Origin of the sequence: Algoriphagus lacus, from assembly GCF_003583985.1 — a bacterium.
Taxonomy (GTDB): domain Bacteria; phylum Bacteroidota; class Bacteroidia; order Cytophagales; family Cyclobacteriaceae; genus Algoriphagus; species Algoriphagus lacus.
This window is the reverse complement of record NZ_QXML01000001.1, coordinates 331,242-352,307: the sequence shown is the minus strand read 5'-3', so window position 1 is coordinate 352,307 and position 21,066 is coordinate 331,242. Positions and strand designations below refer to the sequence as shown.

Annotated in this window: 14 protein-coding genes and 2 tRNA genes; 9 read left to right on the top strand and 7 right to left on the bottom strand. The window is 45.4% G+C overall.

Going from position 1 to position 21,066, the window contains the following annotated elements:
• The first annotated feature begins 48 nt into the window (after positions 1-48).
• From D0X99_RS01390 to D0X99_RS01380, 3 genes are all read left to right on the top strand, one after another.
• Entirely contained in the window at positions 49-1,593 is a 1,545-nt protein-coding gene (locus D0X99_RS01390) for a M20/M25/M40 family metallo-hydrolase (RefSeq protein WP_119475849.1), read from the top strand.
• A 268-nt stretch (positions 1,594-1,861) separates the two neighbouring features.
• Positions 1,862-3,013, top strand: coding sequence for an alpha-hydroxy acid oxidase (locus D0X99_RS01385; RefSeq protein ID WP_233553619.1), 1,152 nt, complete (start codon positions 1,862-1,864; stop codon positions 3,011-3,013).
• Positions 3,014-3,116: 103 nt separating this feature from the next.
• Complete coding sequence (locus D0X99_RS01380) at positions 3,117-5,105, top strand: sulfatase-like hydrolase/transferase (RefSeq protein ID WP_119475848.1); 1,989 nt, start codon at positions 3,117-3,119, stop codon at positions 5,103-5,105.
• A gap of 148 nt (positions 5,106-5,253) precedes the next feature.
• Here the strand turns inward: D0X99_RS01380 and D0X99_RS01375 are convergent, their stop codons facing one another.
• Together D0X99_RS01375 and D0X99_RS01370 are read right to left on the bottom strand one after the other, a co-directional pair.
• The gene (locus D0X99_RS01375) at positions 5,254-6,594 is read right to left on the bottom strand and encodes a glucuronyl esterase domain-containing protein (protein WP_119476373.1); all 1,341 of its coding nucleotides are present in this window, start codon (positions 6,592-6,594) and stop codon (positions 5,254-5,256) included.
• A gap of 86 nt (positions 6,595-6,680) precedes the next feature.
• Entirely contained in the window at positions 6,681-7,925 is a 1,245-nt protein-coding gene (locus D0X99_RS01370) for an alkaline phosphatase family protein (protein ID WP_119475847.1), read from the bottom strand.
• Positions 7,926-7,982: 57 nt separating this feature from the next.
• Here D0X99_RS01370 and D0X99_RS01365 point away from each other — a divergent pair, with 57 nt between their 5' ends.
• The gene (locus D0X99_RS01365) at positions 7,983-10,055 is read left to right on the top strand and encodes a S9 family peptidase (RefSeq protein ID WP_119475846.1); all 2,073 of its coding nucleotides are present in this window, start codon (positions 7,983-7,985) and stop codon (positions 10,053-10,055) included.
• 53 nt (positions 10,056-10,108) lie between these two features.
• Here D0X99_RS01365 and D0X99_RS01360 read toward each other — a convergent pair whose 3' ends face one another.
• On the bottom strand, positions 10,109-10,630 hold the full coding sequence (locus tag D0X99_RS01360) for an ATP-binding protein (protein WP_317133423.1): 522 nt from the start codon (positions 10,628-10,630) through the stop codon (positions 10,109-10,111).
• Positions 10,623-11,240, bottom strand: coding sequence for a nicotinamide riboside transporter PnuC (gene pnuC, locus D0X99_RS01355; RefSeq protein WP_119475844.1), 618 nt, complete (start codon positions 11,238-11,240; stop codon positions 10,623-10,625). Before pnuC ends, D0X99_RS01360 begins: the two co-directional genes overlap by 8 nt.
• Before the next feature lie 230 nt (positions 11,241-11,470).
• Between pnuC and uvrA the strand changes: the two genes are divergently transcribed.
• The 3 genes from uvrA (at position 11,471) to D0X99_RS01340 (ending at position 14,660) form a co-directional block, all read left to right on the top strand.
• The gene (uvrA, locus tag D0X99_RS01350; RefSeq protein ID WP_119475843.1) at positions 11,471-14,287 is read left to right on the top strand and encodes an excinuclease ABC subunit UvrA; all 2,817 of its coding nucleotides are present in this window, start codon (positions 11,471-11,473) and stop codon (positions 14,285-14,287) included.
• A 147-nt stretch (positions 14,288-14,434) separates the two neighbouring features.
• Positions 14,435-14,509, top strand: a tRNA-Val gene (locus tag D0X99_RS01345).
• A gap of 75 nt (positions 14,510-14,584) precedes the next feature.
• Positions 14,585-14,660 (top strand) — tRNA-Gly (locus tag D0X99_RS01340).
• 141 nt (positions 14,661-14,801) lie between these two features.
• Here D0X99_RS01340 and D0X99_RS01335 read toward each other — a convergent pair.
• A complete protein-coding gene (locus tag D0X99_RS01335) occupies positions 14,802-15,776 on the bottom strand; it encodes an NADPH:quinone oxidoreductase family protein (protein ID WP_119475842.1) in 975 nt (324 codons plus the stop codon).
• Between the two features lie 103 nt (positions 15,777-15,879).
• Between D0X99_RS01335 and D0X99_RS01330 the strand changes: the two genes are divergently transcribed.
• Positions 15,880-17,268: a dipeptidase gene (locus D0X99_RS01330; RefSeq protein WP_119475841.1), complete on the top strand. Its 1,389-nt coding sequence runs from the start codon at positions 15,880-15,882 to the stop codon at positions 17,266-17,268.
• 88 nt (positions 17,269-17,356) lie between these two features.
• Positions 17,357-19,447, top strand: coding sequence for a protein-disulfide reductase DsbD family protein (locus tag D0X99_RS01325; RefSeq protein ID WP_119475840.1), 2,091 nt, complete (start codon positions 17,357-17,359; stop codon positions 19,445-19,447).
• 39 nt (positions 19,448-19,486) lie between these two features.
• Here the strand turns inward: D0X99_RS01325 and D0X99_RS01320 are convergent, their stop codons facing one another.
• Together D0X99_RS01320 and D0X99_RS01315 are read right to left on the bottom strand one after the other, a co-directional pair.
• Positions 19,487-20,137 (bottom strand): response regulator transcription factor, encoded by a 651-nt coding sequence (locus D0X99_RS01320; RefSeq protein WP_119475839.1) that lies wholly within the window; start codon positions 20,135-20,137, stop codon positions 19,487-19,489.
• A gap of 83 nt (positions 20,138-20,220) precedes the next feature.
• Positions 20,221-20,994 carry a S1/P1 nuclease gene (locus D0X99_RS01315; protein WP_119476372.1) on the bottom strand — a complete coding sequence of 258 codons (774 nt, stop codon included), beginning with the start codon at positions 20,992-20,994 and terminating at the stop codon, positions 20,221-20,223.
• Positions 20,995-21,066: the final 72 nt, after the last annotated feature.

The window sequence follows — 21,066 nt, the reverse complement described above, 5'->3', positions numbered from 1 at the left end:
CTGGATTATGGGATCCTCATTTATTTTTAGCTCATAAACTAAAATCCAATGAATAAAATCTACCGCTATGGCCTCGGGCTGCTGTTTTTGGTATCTGTCAAAGTACAGGCCCAAAACGAAGTCATCGATGCCATCATCAAAGAGGCCACAGAAAACTCCAAATTGGAAGTGTTGGCTCACGAAATCATGGACGGCGTAGGACCACGTCTTGTAGGTTCGCCTCAGATGCAAAAAGCCCATGATCTTGCTGTATCCACTTATGAATCTTGGGGCATTCTGGCCCGCAATGAAAAATGGGGAGAATGGAGAGGATGGGAAAGAGGAATCACCCACATCGACATGGTTGCACCCTGGACCAAATCCCTTGCCGGAACTCAACTGGCTTGGAGCCCTTCCTCCCCTGAAGGTGGAGCTAAAGGCGAAGTAATAGTTCTTCCGGAATTCACAGATTCAATTGCTTTTCAAAAATGGCTTCCATTAGTAAAAGGCAAATACGTGATGATTTCCGTGCCTCAAATTACCGGACGTCCTGACTACAACTGGGATGAGCATGGGACTCCTGAGTCCATCGAAAAAATACGAGCCGAGCGCACCAAAATCAATGAATCTTGGATGAAAAGACTTCAAGCAACAGGAAAGAACAGAACTCAACTTCCGGTAGCTCTTGAAAATGCCGGTGCCTTGGGCATCCTTACCTCCAATTGGTCCAACGCTTTTGGGGCAAATAAAATCTTCTCAGCATCCACTAAGAAGGTTCCAACGGTAGATATTTCCCTGGAAGATTATGGATTGCTTTTCAGACTTGCAGAAAGTGGCAAGAAGCCTCAAATCAACCTCAACGCCCAATCCAAAGAAACCGGCGTTCAGCCTACCTATAATACCATCGCAGAAATCAAAGGAACCGAAAAGCCTGACGAATATGTAATGCTTTCCGCGCATTTTGACTCTTGGGATGGTGGAACCGGAGCAACTGACAACGGAACCGGCACCATTCTGATGATGGAAGTGATGCGTGTTCTTAAGCAAGTTTATCCCAATCCAAAGCGAACCATTTTGGTTGGACATTGGGGCTCGGAGGAGCAAGGACTGAACGGTTCCCGAGCTTTTGTGGAAGATCATCCGGAGATGATTGGAAAAATTCAGGCCCTTTTTAACCAAGACAACGGAACAGGGCGAATCGCAAACATTTCCGGCCAAGGCTATGTTAACAGTTATGAGTACATCGGTCGCTGGCTGAATAAAGTGCCTAGAGACATTACGAAAGACCTGAAAACCGAATTCCCTGGAAATCCAGGAGCTGGCGGTACGGACCATGTTTCATTTGTAGCTGCTGGTGTTCCTGCTTTCAATCTAAGCGCTTTACCTTGGAGCTATTTCAATTACACTTGGCACACCAATTTGGACACCTATGACAAAATCGTTTTCGATGATGTAAGAAGCAATGTGATCCTAACTGCAATTTTGGTGTATATGGCTTGTGAAGAGCCTGAATTGGTATCCCGAGAGCAACGAATCCCAATCAATCCTCGAACCGGTGAACCAACAGAATGGCCATCCAAAAGATCTCCAAACCGAAAGGGAGGAATGAATTAACCCACAGGAGCCGGCTAAAAACCGGCTCTTTTTTTTGATTAGGGAGGATTTGATTTTATAGGAGCTGCGGAAAGTAAGCTTACCAATTTGGAACCAAAATACCGCGATTTCCTTTGTCCTGCAGCTGATGAATAGGGATGGCGAGACAATACTGAAGCATTGATTTTTAAGCTTTTGGAAAGCGGAAAAGATTTGCGTTTCTTCCATAACTTTCATCAGGTCGAGAGAGGAAATTCTTTTACCCCATATTCAAAATCATTCCCCCAAAATGGAACAATCGAGACGGGATTTACTCAAAACAATCACTGCATTAACCGGAGGATTAATGGTCCCTTTTGCGGGACAAAGTCAATCCATGGCTCAGGATCAACTCCCTTTGATAAACGGCGAACCGGTTGACTTGTCAGGAATCATCAATTTGTTTGATTTTGAGAAAATGGCCGAAGGGAAAATGACCAAAATGGCCTACGAATATGTGGCCAGCGGTGCAGCTGATGAATTCACAGTACGATGGAACAGGCAGGCTTTGGACACTTTAAAATTAAACCCAAATGTCCTCAACGATGTCAGCACACTGGATACATCGGTTACACTTTTTGGGCACAAACTGCCTTATCCCATCCTAGTTGCGCCAACTGCCTTTCATAAAATCATGCATCCCGAAGGCGAACTGGCAACTGCCAGAGGGGCAAGTAAAGCGGAAGCGATTTATGTCGTTAGCTCATTTACAACCACCCCTTTGGAGGAAATTAAAAAAGTGGCAAGTGAACCACTTTGGTTTCAATTGTATGTGAGAGACGACAAAGAATTTACCAAAAATCTGGTTCAAAAAGCGGAATCCATTGGTTGCCGCGCTCTTTGTATTACCGTGGATACACCTGTTGGAGGAGCTCGAAACCGTCAGGCAAGAGTAAATTTTAAACTACCGGAAGGTGTCAATGCTCCCTATGCAAACGGGGAAATGATCCAGAAAATGCCACTTACCTGGAAGGAAATGGAATGGTTAATTTCTTTTGCAAAAGTGCCCGTTTTGCTAAAAGGGATTCTACACCCTGATGATGCAGAAAAAGCAATTCAAATCGGTGCTTCCGGCATTATCGTTTCCAATCACAGTGGCAGAAATTTAGATACTGTGCCAGCAACGATTGAAGTCTTACCAAGAATTGTAGAACGAGTCAACAAGAGAATCCCGATTTTGATGGATGGAGGAATAAGACGAGGCACTGATGTTTTAAAAGCGATTGCTCTGGGAGCCAATGCTGTTTTGGTAGGTAAACCGATCTGTTTTGGTTTGGCTTCGGGTGGAGCTGAAGGTGTTACCAAAACCTTGGAAATATTAAGAGCCGAATTTGAAATGGCCATGGCATTGACCGGTAGATCCACGATTGCAAGTATTGACAAATCCTTGATCTGGAAATAACGAGGCAAGGAACAATCAGGCAAAAAAGAGTATCCAATCATAGTATTTTCAATTCCAGCAAATCGGTTCACTCCATAAGCATCCCGAACAAAACCATAAGTCAATGCTGAATTCAGATATCCTCTACAATAAAATCAAGCCTCTGGCCTTAGTGGGTATATTTCTACTCGCTTTTCTCCCTGCCTATTCGCAAAACCGGCCAAACATTGTATTGATTTTTCCGGACAACATAGGAATGGGGGAGGTAAATTCTTATGGCGGTGTTCGTGGGGTACCGACTCCTCATATTGACAATTTGGGCAAAGAAGGTATTCGCTTAACCAACTTCAATGTTGAGTATTCCTGCACTCCTTCAAGGATTGCAATACTTACAGGTCGCTATGCAGCGCGCGCCGGAGATGATTACTATGCTGGAACTACGTTATGGGAAATTACCCTAGCGGAAAACCTCAAATCAGTTGGATATGCGACTGCACTTTTTGGCAAATGGGATCTCGGCGGAAATCAATGGCTCGGCAAGCGTGAACCTACTGATCAAGGGTTTGACGAATGGTATGGAATCCCAGCCACCAGCCATCTTTCTCAATTTACTTCCATGAAAGGTTTTCCGAAAACACAGGAAGCCCCCTACGTGTGGGAAGGTGTAGCAGGACAAACAGCAAAGAAAGTAAAGCCTTTTGATTTGGAGGCGAGACGTACGATCGACCGTGAGGCAGCTGAGAGAGGGGTTAACTTTATCAGAAAAAATTCGGAAAAAGGAACCCCGTTCTTTCTGTATTACCCTATGACACAACTTCATTTTCCAGCTTTGCCACATCCCGACAAATCCGGAACTACCGGAGCAGGAGATATGGGAGATTCAATGGCTGATGTAGATTACAATGTGGGCTTGATATTAGCCGAGCTAAAGAGATTGGGCATAGAAAAAAATACCATTGTGATTTGGTGCTCCGACAATGGTGCAGAGATGAGACGTCCCTGGAGAGGATCTTCCGGACCTTGGCGTGGCTATTATAATTCGGCCATGGAAGGGGGAGTTCGTACACCATTTGTTATGCGCTGGCCAGGACGTATTCCGGCGGGACAGGTTTCAAATGAAATTGTACATGAAGTCGACTTGTTTGCCACGATCTCAGCTGCTGCGGGAGTGCCCAGCAATCTTACAACTGACCGGATCCTAGATGGAGTAAATCAGCTACCATTTTTAGCCGGGACTCAAAAAACCTCGAATCGGGAGAGTACTCTAATTATGAATCGAAGCGGCAATATGATGGCCGTTAAATGGCGGGACTGGAAGTTATGGTACAACTTTAAAACCGAAATCCCCGATCCAGAACCAGACAATCTTGTCAGACTATTTGACCTTCGGGTGGATCCACAAGAAGAAATTGATGTGAAAGATTTTTACCCTTGGGTAATTGGAATCATGGATTCGATCGTACATGAGTATGAAAAATCCCTGATCCAACATCCGAGAGTTGCTGCAAGCGCCAATGCAGCCGACCCCTACTTTCCTCCTCCTGCAGGTTCAGGTAGTCTTATTCCGACCTATTCAAGAACCGATCGGGCAGCTGCCGAAACCCGCTCTGTTTCACTGCCTAACCCTGATTTTTCAGGAAGTTGGTCCACTGCTGACTTAAATACAGTGTCCGTTATTAATCGGGGGGAAAAGCCAAAAGTAGCCTCCTTGGGTAGCGGATGGGGTGAAAAAATTTCCATTCTTCACCGAGCCGATTATTTAGAAATAGAGCGGGTCGTATTCGTTCCCAGAGAAGTCCAGCCCTTAATCACCTATCGATATGCACTTGATGGTTCCGTTACTGAAAATTCTGTAAATATGGGCCGCAATGAAAAACCACTTGTTTCAAGCACAAAATGGCAGGAAAACAAATTGATCATAACTACCCATTTCCCTTATCAAAATCCAAAAAATGGAGAGTGGCATCAAAGCAAAATGACCCAAACATTATGGCTGGAAGAACCAACCGAAATGCCTTGGGAACCAAGATTAATAGTGGAAACATGGAGAGAGGGAGTAATGGGTGGCTTGTCGACCACAAATCGAACAACTTATTCGAAAGGCTACAGATGATCAGGTAGTAGTGGAAAGAAAAATTAGATAAAACCAACCCTTGTGCTTAGCTTCTTTTGGTTGGCCCAAACCCTTTTTGCTATTGGAAAAACTAATCCTCAGCATCTTTTATTTGAGGGGGAAAATTCATTCTCTACCAAACTGAAATTCAAATTTCCTTCCCAAAATACCTTTTTGCCCATTCAATAAAATATGGCCAATTGGGACCGACGGTATGGCCTCCTTCGTGCTGACGAAACGCGATTTCTCCTGAATCGAGATTGGTCTTGATGGGAGGAAATTCATTCGTTGGAAGACCCTTTTTTCCCAGCAACTCATACACTGGACTGGCATGGACTCCGGCAACAAACATTCCCTTGGCATCGATCCAGTTTCCCTCCACTTCCGGGGAACCCACACTGATAAAAACTGGTCTTGGCGCACAAAGGGCAATCATTTCATGTGCATCCACGGGCAAATCATTTGGAGTCAAGGGACCGGCATATTTGATAAAATTCGGAGTAAACCAATGGTATTCACCTGAAGAAGCCAGGTTTTCCACCTGTTCCCCAAACACTCTCCGGTAGATCTTCGCTCCTCCAGCACCTGACGAACCTATCAATCCCATTGCAAATCTGGGTTCATCGACCATCGCAACCAATGCTGCTTTTCCATATCGACTGAGTCCTTCAATTACAACCCTCTTGCTGTCCACATTTGGGTCGGTTTCCAGATAATCCATGGCTCGACTTGCCCCCCAAGCCCAAGCTCGAAGTGTTCCCCAATCATTCAGTTTTCTCGGTTCCCCTTTGTTTACCAAGCCGATGATTCCTGCCCGAAGTCCTGCGCCGCTATCCGCCTGAAAACTTGTCGGAATAATAATCGCAAAGCCCCATCCTTGGGCAAGCACTTGCTCTTGCCAGGAAGGTCCGACTTGTGCGGGACGCTGAAAACCAGCCGGAAAATTCCATCCGAATTCCAAAACCATCGAAACCGGCTTGGAAGAAGTCGCCGGAGTGGTAACTGTGAGATCAATCGCAACTTCAATCGCCGGAAAGCCAGAATTGTCCACCTGTCCTTTCAGGTATTTGACTTTAACCGGAAAATCTCCGATCAGGCTGTCCCGCTCCTGAATAACCAACCAAGTAACCCCTGGAATATTTTTGGGAAGTTGACCGTAGATTTCTTCGTCAAAATGTCCTGCGATTTCTGCCTTTCTCTTTTCCCAATCCATCGCGTTTTTCACGGTAGAGCCATCTTCAAAAATCAGCGGATCCGGGAGACCGGTATAAGGAGAAGCTTTGCTCTCGTCCGAATTTGCTGCATTTGGTGCGCTTGGATTTCCCGAAGGTCCGGGCCGAAGTGAAGTAATTCCCAATCGTTTCATCATCAATTGATGATCTTCAGAACTGAGTCGGTTGATGCTGTCCCGGGCTTGCTGGGAGAGTTGTGCAAAAGAATTCAAACAGATAATTGCACCAAAAAATAAGATCAGGAGGGGCTTCTTCATGGGTTTCAGGTTAAAAGATTTGGGGAAATGGAGAAGGGTCAAATTACAAAGGTCCAGATTTAAAACCTGCAACATCTGGCTAATTCTCAATCCTTTCCTGTCCACAAGTTCAATGTATTCATCCTCCCTTTTAGCAGAAACTTCGCCCAATCGTCAGTCAGTTGATTTTTTTGGATCCGAAATTCTCCAGATGAAATCTCCACCTCACCCAACAAGGAATAGGAATCGGGTTGACCCGTTGTCTTGAATTTATTGTCCCTGCTCATCCATATTTCGACTTTTCCCTGGTCCTCCATCGGCTTCCAAGTCAGGATGATTTCGGTCTCTGTTTCGCTCAACTCCGCCTGAGTGATTGAAATTGGTCCAATCAAGGGCACTCCGTCCAACTCCATTTCTTGCTCCTGCGGAATTTTCAGACCCATAAATCGCGAAATCGTTGGTAGGATATCCACCATCGCAGGCTTCTCATTTTGGAAATAGAAATTGAGGTTCCCGGCATTGGTTACCATCCAGATTTCGCGCTCCCGATCAGATTGCCCTCCGTGATCTTTGCCATCTTCAAGAGTGCGACCATGATCCGTGGTGATGAAAATCAACCAGTCTTCTTTCCGATTTTTCATTCGGTATTCAACCGCTTCCCAGATTCTCCCGACTTGCTCATCGGCGATCTGAACCGCATGATCCATCTCCCGACTATCTCCAAACCGATGTGCAATGTCATCTGTGTATTCCAAGTAAACCCAGCTAAGATCCGGACCGGAAGTTTTCAAATAGTGTGCGGCTTCGTAAGAAACCAGATTGTCGATATTTAAAATGTATCGCTTGTCCTTGTCTTGTGGATAAGTGATCGTATCGAGTTCAAAGCCATCAAAATGATAGTCGAGTTCCAGATGACCGGATTCCGACAATCCTTCTCCAATCAGCTTGGTCCGATTGTCCAACCAGGTTGAAAAAATCGCCGTTTTCGCTTCAGGCCTGGCTTCCTTCAAAAACCTGAAAATCGTCCAGTAGTTGTAATTCGGCTCCTCGATCCCATTTCCCCATACATTATGCTTATTGGCCCAAGTGCCAGTGATCAGACTATTGTATCCAACCGCTGATATGGTCGGAGTTTCGGAATAACCTCCCCTTTTTCCTCCGGTGAAAGCCCGGGTATATCCTCCTTCAGCCGCTATCCTGTCCAGATTAGGGGTGTTCACCCGCTCCACTAAATCGGCTGGAATCCCGTCTAAAATGATGAATACCACCTTTTTTTCTTGGGAAAAGATTGGGAGAACCCAAAAATTGACTGCCAAAAACAGCAAAACCCTATACCGAATAGACCTATCCATTAGAATTACTTTTTGGAAATAAAGTGGAATTTGTACCTTTTACCAAACCCCGTCCTTATGAGAAAATTCCTTTTTGCCTCATTCTTGATTCTGCTGTCAATTCAGGTCAATGCTCAATCGGTGGCTGACTACATTTCGGCACCATTTCCAACCTACATGACCGCAGCTCCTGATGGAAAAGCCGTGGCATGGGTATTTAATGACAAAGGAGAGCGAAATGTGTTTTATGCAAAAGCGCCGGATTATACCGCCCAAAAACTGACAGATTATAAAGGCGACATTGGGGTAGATCTTGGACCTGTAGTTTTTTCCCCCAATGGAAAGACCCTGCTTTTTGTTCGCGGAAATAGCCGAAACTCAGCCGGTCAAGCTGCCAATCCTGCCCAACTCCAAGAAAATACCGACAAAAAAATCTACAGTTTGGATATTGATTCAGGAAAAACCAGGTGGTTTTCACCTGGAATGTCCCCTGTTTTCAGCCCCAATGGAGAACAGGTCGCTTACCTGATTGGTGGATCTGTATATCTGAAAGCTGCGTCCGATACGACGGATTCAGTAAAGCAACTTTTCACTGCGAGAGGAAACGCTTCCATGCTATCTTTTTCGCCGGATGGAAAATATCTGGCATTTGTCTCCGGACGAACCGATCATTCTTTTGTAGGGCTTTGGGATTTGGAGAAAAAACAATTGACTTATGCCGAATCAAGCTTGGACTTTGATTCCTATCCTACCTGGAGCCCAGATGGGAAAAAATTAGCTTACCTACGAATTCCAAACATCCTAAATCTTTTGCCTTTTACCTCCATTAAAGCCGCCAATCCCTGGAGCATTCGATTGTTGGATATTGCTACCTTGAAAGCAGAGGAAGTTTGGAAAGCCGATCAGGGTCGTGGTTCGGTCATGGTGGATGACCTGCCTGCTATCAGCGAACGACTTTGGTGGACACCCAATGGTTCTTTGGTCTTCCCATGGGAAAAGAACAACTGGATGCAACTCTATGCAGTAAACCCCAAAACCAAAGAGGTCCGCCACCTCACACCGGGGGAAGGACAGGTTGAATGGGTACAAAGTTCGTTCACCAAAAATGAACTATTGGTGACTCATAATATCGGAAATATAGACCGCCGTCAGGTATCCCGTCTGGACTTATCCACATTTGAACTTGAACTTCTTTCTGATCCTAATAGTATAAACTGGGCTCCAGTCCGAATCGAAAATGGTCTTGCGTGGTTGGAATCCAACTGGAATCGCCCTGGCTGGCCGATGATACAAACGTATGGACAAAAGAAAATGCTGGCAGAAACCTTATTCCCTGGCAATTTTGCAAAAACATTCAGTAAGCCTGAAGCAGTGAAAATCAAAGCAAAAGACGGTTTTGAGACCTCAGCACAACTTTTCTTACCAGCCAATTACGACCCAAAAAAGAAATATCCGGCAGTAATTTTTATCCACGGAGGCAGCCGTCGGCAGATGCTCCTAGGCTACAACTATGGGCTTTATTATTCCCATACCTATGGAGCACAGCAGTTTTTCGCCTCTCAAGGCTACATTGCTTTGACGATCAATTACCGTAGTGGGATTGGATATGGAATGGATTTTCGTGAAGAGGAAAACTACGGAGCAGGAGGGGCGAGTGAAGTTCAGGACGTTATGGCTGCAGCAGATTTCCTAGCGGGAAGATCAGATGTGGACGCATCGAGAATTGCTCCTTGGGGAGGAAGCTATGGAGGATATTTGACAGCACATGCGCTGTCCCAAGCGCCTGAAAAATTCCACGTCGGCGTAGACATCCATGGCGTGCACAATTGGAACAATGATATCCCTGTTTTTGCTCCATGGTATGCTCCGGAGAAGTTTCCGAAAATGGCCGAACTTGCCTTTAAATCTTCACCAATGGCCTATGTGGATAAGTGGGTAGATCCTGTACTCCTAATTCACGGAGACGATGACCGGAATGTGCTGTTTTCAGAAAGTGTGGAACTGGCTGAAGTACTTCGAAAACAAGGAGTTGACGTGGAACAATTGGTGTTTCCTGATGAAGTTCACGCTTTCCTTCTGCATCAAAATTGGGTGAAAGCTTTTGATGCCACTTATCAATTCATTACCAAACATTCTTTGGATAAAAAATAGGTTATCCACAATTGGAACAAACCATCCAGGTTTTGTAAACCTGGATGGTTTAATTAATCACCCAACTTTTCCACAGCCTCCACGGCAGTATTTAGCCGCTTGACCCGATCTCCGGATACGATCAAAAATGGAAATCCACTTTCCAATGCCAATCTTTTATACTTTTCAAAAAAATACTGCCGCATCTCTAACTCAGGGTACTCCCTTAATGGATCGGGTTCCCAAGGAAGATCGGTATCAGTCAACAAAATCAAATCATACGTTCTAAGATCAATTTCCTCTAAAACCCAAAGATCCGTTTTCCCAAAACGATGCTCCGACCAAATGTGGATAACTCGGAGATCGGTATCGCAAAAAAGGTATTTCTCGGCCTTTCCGGCCAATTGATCTTCTAATAAAACCTGCCCTTTTCCGATTTCTGCCAAGTCTTCGTATTGATACGGCCGGTTGATTTTATCCAGATATTCCCTAGCAAACTCGGGAACCCAAGGCTCGCCAAAGTGATGGGATAGGTCTTCAGCCAAGGTGCTTTTCCCTGTGGACTCCGGGCCCAAAATCAAAATCCGCTTAGGCATCTGCATAGGCTTTGGAAGATTTTATCCAGGCAAAAAGACCAATTGTGGCCAAAACCGTAAAGAACAAAAACTGGAAAGAGGTTAAAACCAGCCCTTTGTAAAAATAAAGCGGCACTGAAACCAAGTCAGTAAGAATCCAGAATATCCAGTTTTCAACCTTCTTTTTAGCCATCAGCCACATGCCGACAAATGCAGATGCTGTGGTAAATGAATCCCAATAAGGAACATCACTGTCTGTAAAATAAATTAAAAGGTAGACCAAGACTGGATACGAAATCCCAAATAGCAGAATTGAATACCCCCATTCCTTTCCGTTCATCCAAGTAGTTGGGAGAATATCCTGATTTTCTTTTGGATGAGTCCAAACGTACCAGCCGTAGATTGACATGATGAAATAATAAGCATTGATGCCCATGTCGGCATACAGCTTATATTGAAAGCAAATCCAAACATAAATCAAGGTGGAAACAATGCCTGTCGGATACACCCAAATATGCTCCCGCATAGAGTAAAATACTGAAGCGATTCCAAAACACACGGCCACCCCTTCCAGCCAAGTCATATTTTGGAGGCCTTGAGCAAATCCATCCAGAAGAAATTGAAAATCCATATTCGAAGTAAGGGATTTGTTTCTTAGGCACCAAGAACGCCGAGTAACACAAAGGGTTTAACCTTTGGTTTCCCTTATAAACTGGTTTTGAGCCTTGAAGGGAAAAGTAACCTTCTAGACTCAGTGGGCAATTTTTCTTCCCCTCCCGATCGGCTTTGCAGTGAAAGAAGGAAGACAACTTTCCCAACTTTTCTCCCACTTGCAGGGTTTGATTGTTAACTTTGCCAGCTATGACTTTAAGCACTTTACCCGCTAAAATCGACATCGACTCCCTCGATCCCAAAGAGTTCATCATCATCAAAAACGCCCGGGTCAATAACCTGAAAAGCCTGAGCGTGGCGATTCCCAGAAATAAATTTATTGTCATCACAGGCCTTTCGGGGTCGGGAAAATCCTCTTTGGCTTTTGATACACTTTTTGCCGAGGGACAGCGGATGTACGTGGAAAGTTTGAGTTCCTATGCCCGCCAATTCCTCGGAAGGATGGAAAAACCGGATGTGGAATACATCAAGGGGGTGGCTCCTGCGATCGCTATTCAGCAAAAAGTCAGTACAAAAAATCCAAGATCCACAGTCGGAACCACTACTGAGATCTACGATTACCTAAAACTGCTCTATTCTAGAATTGGAAAAACTTATTCTCCGGTCTCCGGTAAAGAAGTCAAACACCACACGGTAACGGACATTGTGGATTATGTGCTTTCATTTGAAGAGGGAGCTAAAGTGATGGTTTCCTGCCCGCTTCAAATCGGTCGTGGCCGAAAAATCGAACAAGAACTGGAGCTTTTGCTTCAAAAAGGGTATACCCGAATCCTCATAGATGGGGAGGTTTACTTTGTGGAAGATCTTTTGGGAGAAAAGAAAGTGCCCAAAGGCTCTTATGAAATATTGATCGACAGGGCGACCGTCCGAAAAGACGACGAGGACAATCAATTCCGAATTGCCGACTCGGTTCAAACTGCCCTTTTTGAAGGTCATGGCGATTGCAAAATCACAGTTCCGGATGTTGAAACCCGTTCCTTTTCCGACCGATTCGAGTTGGATGGCATGAGCTTCGAGCTTCCTTCAGTCAACTTTTTCTCCTTCAACAACCCCTACGGGGCATGCAAACGTTGCGAGGGCTTTGGAAATGTTTTGGGCATTGATCGGGACTTGGTAATTCCGGACAAAGAAATGTCCGTCTACGAAGGAGCAATTGCTCCTTGGCGAGGAGAATCCAGCAAGCAATGGCTGGAACCTTTATTGAAAAAAGGAATTGAGTTTGACTTTCCGATTCACCGATCCTACAGCGAACTCACCGAAAAAGAGCAGGAATTGCTCTGGACGGGAAACAAATACTTCCAAGGACTGAATGCTTTTTTCGAAGATCTCGAAAGCAAAACCTATAAAATCCAATATCGGGTGATGCTCTCCCGATTCCGAGGAAGGACTACATGCCCGGATTGTCGTGGAACCCGCCTTCGAAAAGATGCCAGCTACGTCAAAATCGATGGAAAATCCATCACCGACATCGTACTGATGCCGATTGAGGATGCTTTAAGCTTCTTTCGAAACGTACAACTTAAAGAGCACGAAGCCAAAGTAGCCAATCGCCTTTTAAAAGAAATCACCAGCCGACTGGAATTTATGGATCAGGTGGGATTGGGCTATTTGACACTGAATCGACTGACTTCCACACTTTCCGGTGGAGAATATCAGCGGATCAAATTGGCGACTTCTTTGGGTTCGGCCCTCGTTGGATCGATGTACATCCTCGACGAACCCAGCATTGGGCTCCATCCGCGGGACACCGACCGCTTGATCGGAGTGCTGAAAGAATTGAAAAACTTAGGCAATACCGTCATCGTGGTAGAGCACGAGGAAAAAGTAATGAAAGCTTCCGATCAGATCATCGACATCGGACCCGATGCCGGTGTGAAAGGTGGAGAATTGCTTTTCCAGGGAAAAATAGAAGACCTGATTACCAGCGGAACCACCTACACGGCTAAGTACCTTCGAGGTGAAGAGAAAATTTTTACCAAAAATGGCAACCGAAAGTGGAAGGACTCCATCACTGTAAAAGGTGCTCGTGAAAACAACCTGAAAAACCTAACCGTGCAATTTCCGCTCAATACCTTGACTGTGGTAACGGGTGTATCCGGCTCCGGTAAGTCCACACTGGTCAAAAAGGTGCTTTATCCGGCTCTCGGTAAAATGCTGGGAACGGTCATCGACGAAGGCGGAAAGTACGACAAAATCGAGGGGGATTATAAGCGGGTTACTCAGGTGGAATTTGTGGACCAGGACCCTATAGGAAAGTCCTCCCGCTCCAATCCGGTGACCTATGTGAAAGCTTACGATGCGATCAGAAATCTCTTTTCCGAGCAGCCCCTATCCAAACAGCGAGGATACAAACCGGCTTTTTTCTCATTTAATGTAGATGGAGGTCGTTGCGAAGCCTGTCAAGGGGAAGGCACCATCACTGTAGAGATGCAATTCATGGCTGACATCCACCTGACCTGCGAATCCTGCAAGGGCAAGCGCTTCAAAAATGAAATTCTCGAAGTCAAATACAAGGAAAAGGACATCTCAGAAGTTCTGGACATGACCATCGACGAGGCACTGGAGTTTTTCAAGGGAAAAACCCAAATCGTCAATCGACTTCAGCCCCTTCAGGAAGTGGGGTTGGGATATATCGGAATGGGTCAAAGTTCAAACACGCTTTCCGGCGGGGAAGCTCAGCGTGTGAAACTGGCTTCTTTCCTGGGAAAAGGCGGCACCAAAACAGGAGATCATATCCTCTTTATCTTCGACGAACCCACTACCGGACTTCACTTCCACGACATCAGCAAACTTCTGCACAGCATCAATGCCCTGATCGATCAGGGTCACTCAGTCATCATCATCGAGCACAATACCGAGGTGATCAAATCTGCCGATTGGGTGATTGACCTAGGGCCTGAAGGAGGAAACAAAGGAGGCCATTTGACCTTTTCCGGAACGCCCGAAGATTTGGCGAAGGAAGAGGAAAATTACACGGCGAAATACGTCCGGGAGAGTTTTGTTTAAACCATTTAGGTTTTAAAAACCTCGAAGGTTTTCTATATTCGCAAGCACAATCTGGGATATTGGCTCAGATTGTTTGGAGCGTAGCGTTGGATAACGGGAAGGTCAAGAAATTAAATTCAACTTCGCTGACCTACTGAATTGAAAATTGGGATCTTAGCTCAGCTGGTTTAGAGCGCTGCTTTGACAGAGCAGAGGTCATGGGTTCGAATCCCCTAGATCCCACTTAGTTAGCCACTAAAGCACAAGGCTTAGCAAGATTTTTACACTTTTGATAAACCAATAAATTTGATCAGTCAAGCGGGTGTAGCTCAGTTGGTAGAGCGTCAGCTTCCCAAGCTGAAGGTCGTGAGTTCGAGACTCATTACCCGCTCCAATTATTACAAAGGCACAAAGTCCATATGGGTTTTGTGCTTTTTTTAATTCCATTTTACTATGAAAATCGAAAGTCTGATTTTCGTTTTTCATGGTAAATGCAATAAAAACTCATTGGCCATCTTGCATCGGACATCCAGCATCAAATCACCACCACTCCTTTCCCCAGCATCTTTCGATCTAGGATGGCCTGTAAAACTTCCGGAGCTTCCTCAAGGCTGTATGTTTTCCCGATATGCTGCTTGATTTTTCCTTCCTGAATCCAAGTGACGAGTTGTCGGATATTCTGGAAACTCGCCTTGGCCTCCAGTTTTGAAAATTGTCCCCAAAAAACACCCACAATCGAGCAGCCCTTAAGTAAAGGAAGGTTCATCGGAATTTGTGGGATTTCACCATTGGCAAAACCGACGATCAAGTAACGCCCTTTCCAAGCCATCCCTCGGAGTGCAGAATCGGTGAATTTTCCCCCTACAGGGTCATAAACTACATCCACTCCTTTGCCGTCAGTGAGTTCTTTGATTCGGGTTTTGAGATCTTCGGTTTCGTAGTTGATGGCTAGATCGGCTCCTTTTTCTTGACAAAGAGCCAGTTTTTCTTCGGAAGAAGCTGCTGCTATAACTCTGGCTCCCATAAGTTTTCCCAATTCCACAGCTGCCAAGCCAACTCCACCTGCCGCACCAAGGACCAGCAAAGTTTCTCCGGATTGAAGGTTTGCCCGATCCTTTAGCGCATGGTAGGAAGTCCCATAGGTATAAAGCGTCGTAGCGGCTACTTCGGCCGAAAGGCCAGGAGGTAATGGAAATACCCGATCGGCATCAACAGCTACTTTTTCCGCAAATCCACCCCAACCGCAAAGTGCCAAAACAGGCTGCCCAAGTTGGAATCCATGAACTTGGTTCCCCAATCCTATGATCTTTCCAGCCACTTCACCCCCTGGCGCAAAAGGAAGTTCGGGCTTAAACTGATACTTATTTTGAATAATCAGCGCATCCGGAAAATTAACCCCGCAGGCTTCCACAGCTATCAGAATTTGGTTAGGTGCAGGAATGGGATCGGGTAGCTCATCAAAAATCAATTTTTCAGGGAGTCCAAATTCCCGACAAACAATAGCTTTCATTTTTTAGATTGTATAAGTGAGTACAACAAAACAAAGCTTAAACTAGGCAAATCCTTCCGAAAGGAATAATTTTGAGGCCTTTAGAAAACTCAATCACCCAACTATGTCCGTAGCTGCTTTTATCGCCTCCAACAAAGACCGTTTCCTTAACGAACTCCTTGATCTGCTTCGAATCCCCTCTGTTAGTGCCGATCCCAAATTCAAAAACGACGTCTTTGCGGCAGCCCAGTTTGTCAAAGAATCCTTGGAAAAAGCTGGTGCAGATGTAACTGAAATCTGCGAAACGGCTGGCTATCCTATCGTTTACGGCGAAAAAATCATTGATCCGGCACTGCCAACTGTCTTGGTCTATGGCCACTACGACGTGCAACCCGCCGACCCTTACGAACTTTGGGATTCGCCCCCTTTCGACCCGGTCATCAAAAAAACTTCAAATCATCCTGAGGGAGCAATTTTTGCCCGAGGGTCTGCCGATGACAAAGGCCAATTCTACATGCACATCAAAGCGTTCGAAGCAATGATGGCTTCCGGAGAATTAGCCTGCAATGTCAAATTCATGATCGAAGGCGAAGAAGAGGTTGGCTCGGACAACTTGGACAAATTCGTTTTGGCCAACAAGGAAAGGCTGAAAGCCGATGTGATTTTGATTTCCGATACCCACATGATTAGCATGCAGGATCCTTCCATTACGGTAGGACTTCGCGGCATGGCCTACATGGAAGTCGAAGTAACTGGTTCAAATCGGGACCTCCACTCCGGGACCTACGGCGGTGCTGTCGCCAATCCTATCAATGTACTGTGCAAAATGATCGCCTCCATGAAGGATGAAAACGAGCACATTACTATTCCTGGATTTTACGAAAAGGTCCAAGAACTGACTGAGCAACAACGTCAGCGACTGAATGAGGCGCCTTTCGACCTCAATGAATACAAAGGCAAACTCGATATCGAGGATGTCCATGGCGAAAAAGGCTATACCACCATCGAGCGGGTTGGCATTCGTCCAACGCTTGACGTCAATGGCATTTGGGGTGGCTATACCGGAGAAGGAGCCAAAACCGTATTGCCTTCCAAGGCCTATGCAAAAATCTCCATGCGACTCGTGCCCGATCAGGATTGGCATGAAATCGCACAGCTTTTCGAGGCGCATTTCAAAGCTATCGCACCAAAATCCGTCAAAGTAAAAGTCAAAGCACACCATGGAGGTGCTCCTGCGGTGGTATCTGATTCTTCTGTGGGATATCAGGCGGCAGAAGCAGCGATGGAAGAAACATTTGGAAAAAGACCGATCCCGACTCGCGAAGGAGGGTCGATACCCATTGTGGCTTTGTTCCAAAAAGAACTCGGCAGCGATCCGATTCTTTTCGGCTTTGGCTTGGATACGGATGCGCTCCACTCACCTAATGAGCACTACGGAGTGAAAAACTACTTTATCGGAATTGAGACCATTGCGGCATTCTTTAGACACTTCAGAAGTCTAAGCGGAAAGTGATCAAAGTCGCTTTAAGCCAAGCCAATTCATTCTAAATTCGAACCCCAATACCTAAATCCTTGTTTGCCAGAGTAAATCCCAATCACTCATGACCTCCAGTTCCAAAAAAATCGGTAAGCTTTTGCTTCCGGTTTTTCTTTTGATCTCCTTCATTGCGCAAGCCCAACTGGTGAAGCCTCCCAAGTGGACGTTTACCCTTGAGCCGGCAGCACTTCAAGTGGGAGAAAAAGCCACGGTGGTCATGGAGGCAGAGATTCCGATGGGTTGGTATGTATATTCCAATGATTTTGACAAGGATTTGGGACCGCTTTTGACCGAATTTGTTCCTGCTGAATCAGGAGATTTTGCAGTAGCTTCCAAACTGAAGGCCATCAATCCCAAAAAGAAATTTGACGAGGTCTGGGAAGGGGATGTCACTTATTTTATGGGAAAAGGGCGGTTTGAACAGCCGATCACGATCCAAACCACATCCGGAATAATCAAAGGTTCGCTGGAATACCAAATGTGCTCCGATCTGACCGGGCAATGCATCAATTACGAGCAGGACATTGAGATCAAGTTTACGGCGAAAGAAGGTGCGCCTAAGCCGCAATCAACCATCGAAGAAGTTGCACCAGCTATTTCAGAAGAATTAGAAGTCATTTCCGAGGATTCAAGCTCAACCGATTCCCCTTTTGTCCTAGAAGTAGCAGAAACTGAGACCACTTCTGAACCCCAGGACTTCACCCCAGAAGGTGAATCCGAGTCTGTTTGGGGATTTATGGTTTTGGCGTTTTTAGCAGGATTGGCGGCTTTGGTAACTCCTTGCGTGTTTCCAATGATTCCGATGACGGTGAGTTTCTTTACCGGGCGAACCAAAAAACGGTCGGAAGGAATCCGCCAAGCGTTTATTTATGGGGTTTCAATCATCGGGATTTACACCATTGCCGGAACGGCCGTGGCAGCGATTCAGGGCCCTGAATTTGCCAATTGGCTGGCGACTCACTGGATACCGAATGTGTTTTTCTTTGGGATCTTTATCGTGTTTGCCTTGGCGTTTTTGGGTATGTTCGAACTGACTCTTCCATCGAGCTTTGTGAATAAAATCGACGCCAAAGCCGAAAAAGGAGGATTGGGTGGTGTATTCTTTATGGCCTTCACACTGGTGTTGGTTTCATTCTCTTGCACCGGACCAATTGTGGGATCGATCCTGATTTCCTCCGCTGGAGGTGAATTGGTCAAACCAATCATGGGAATGTTTTCCTTTGGGTTGGCATTTGCGATCCCATTTACACTTTTCGCCATTTTCCCAGAGTGGATGCAGCGATTGCCAAAGTCCGGGGGTTGGTTAAATACAGTCAAAGTCGTTTTGGGCTTTTTGGAATTGGCTTTGGCCTTCAAATTCCTTTCCATAGCTGATCTCGTTTACCATTGGGGTATTTTGGATCGGGATATCTTCCTAGCCATCTGGATCGTGATTTTCTCGGCTCTGGGACTTTACCTATTGGGAAAAATCCGCTTGCCTCACGATTCCAAGTTGGAGCATATTGGCGTACCACGCTTACTTCTGGCATTGCTGACCTTTACTTTTGTGGTACACATGATTCCTGGGCTTTGGGGAGCCCCACTCAAAATTCTCAGTGGCTATTTGCCTCCGATTACTACACAGCAGTTTAAGCTTGAGGAGGGAATTACCTCTGAAGAATCTGTGATCACTTCCGATGAAGTGATCAAGTATGCGGATCGGTTAAAGATTCCACATGGAATTCCCGGCTACTTTGATTACGAACAAGCTTTGGCTGCAGCCAAGCGGGAAGGAAAACCTCTTCTGATTGACTTTACCGGCCACGGCTGTGTCAATTGCCGAAAGATGGAGGAAAATGTGTGGGTGGATCCACAAGTATTGAAGCGATTGAAGGAAGACTTTGTCATGGTGGCCCTCTATATCGACGAACGACTGGAACTGCCGGAAAGCGAATGGTACACCTCGAGCTATGATGGCAAGCTGAAAAAAACGCTAGGCAAGCAAAACGCTGATTTCCAGATCACCCGGTTCAACAACAACGCACAGCCCTATTATGTCATTCTTGATCATAATGAGCGACTTGTGGCCAAACCAAGAGGATACAATACGGATATCGCGGCCTTTATAGAGTTTTTGGATGGGGCGAAAAAGGAATTTGAAAAGAGCATTAAGTAATACTTTCTCCCACATTTTTCACTCTAAATTCCTGATTGTCTAACCTTCAATAATCCGGTTTCTGACTGCCTTATTCACGGCCTCCATTTTATTATGGACATGAAGTTTTCCATAAATGTTTTCCAAGTGCTTCCTCACTGTTTTCGGAGAAATAAATAGGTTTTCCCCGATCTGATTGTAATTCAACCCTTTGGAAGTTTGCTCCAGAATATCGATTTCCCGAGCAGTCAAATTGATTTCCTCTTTGGTTTCTTCAAACTTGGGAGGATTACGAAGAAGCTTGAGAGCTTTCATCGCAATGGAGGGAGTCATTGCCGCACCGCCATCCAGGGTATCCAAGATGCCCTGGTGGAGAGTTAGGGGATCTACTTCCTTCAGAAAATACCCATTGGCTCCTGCCTGAATCGCCCGAAAGATATTTTCATCGTCATCAAACACCGTCAACATGATGTTTTTGATTTGAGGATACTTCTGAGAAATTAATTCCACAGCCTCAATTCCATTCATTTTGGGCATCTCGATATCCATTAAAATGAGATGGACATTGGAATCTTTTTCAAGTTTATCCATGAGTTCCTGCCCATTATAGGCGTGAAACTTCACTTCCAAATCGGAAAAAAGGGCGAGTTTATCCAAAATAGCTTTGAGCAAAAAGCTGTTGTCTTCCGCGATAGCAAGTTTGACAGACATAAGGGAATCGTTTGGCTTGAAAATAAAAAAACGGCTTCCGTCATCCTAAGAGACAAAAGCCGTTATTGAAAAGATTCTGGTTTTCAAGGATAAATCTCCTCTAGTATCTGCGCCAGTCTAACGCTTGCGGCGATCATCCGCTCTTCAGCAATACTGTAATTTTCGTACATGTACTGGTAACTGATCTTTTTGTTTTCTGGAAGGTTGTAAACCATCGGTCGATAGCTGACAGCCTCCTTGAGCCAATCTTCCATTGTCGCTGCCCGGTATTTGGCCTGCATTTCGGGAGTCAATCTTCTGTAAAGTTCTGTTCCGATTTCGGAATAGCTCATACCCTGACGGTCTATCATTCCACTGTCCCAAAGTGCATGAAGGTTGGTTGGTTGATTGAAAAACTCAATCTTCACATCATTTCCACCGCGATCATCTCCAGTCCCAACGTGCAAGGGTTGATGGATATCCTCCACCATGTGGATCAGCATTTTGAGTTTTTCGGATTCCGTTTTTGGATCTAGACCTCCTGCTTTCAGCTCAGCTTTAATCCGTTGAATTGCCTCATAGGCATCTCCGCCTTTTTCCTGAGTCGACGGGTTATACTCTCCGTTTTTACTGTTGAGGTAATGCCATGTGGTGGCATAGTCAAAGCTCTTGTCTGATCTGATTTCGTCCATCCAAGTTCCGCTTCGTCCCAAAGACATCGGATACAGTACTCTTTCTACCTTTTTTCGGGTTGATTTTTTCATTTGCTTTTCAGCCATAAAACCAATCAGGTAGTGCCCGATTTGTCCCCAGGCAAATGCCTGAGAAACCAAAAGGCTAAAGAAGAGGGTAAAAGTGAGGGTTTGTATTCTTTTCATGTGTTGATAATTGATTTTCATATGGCCACATGGAATCTCGCATGCTATATAAATCCTAATTCAGATGGCAAA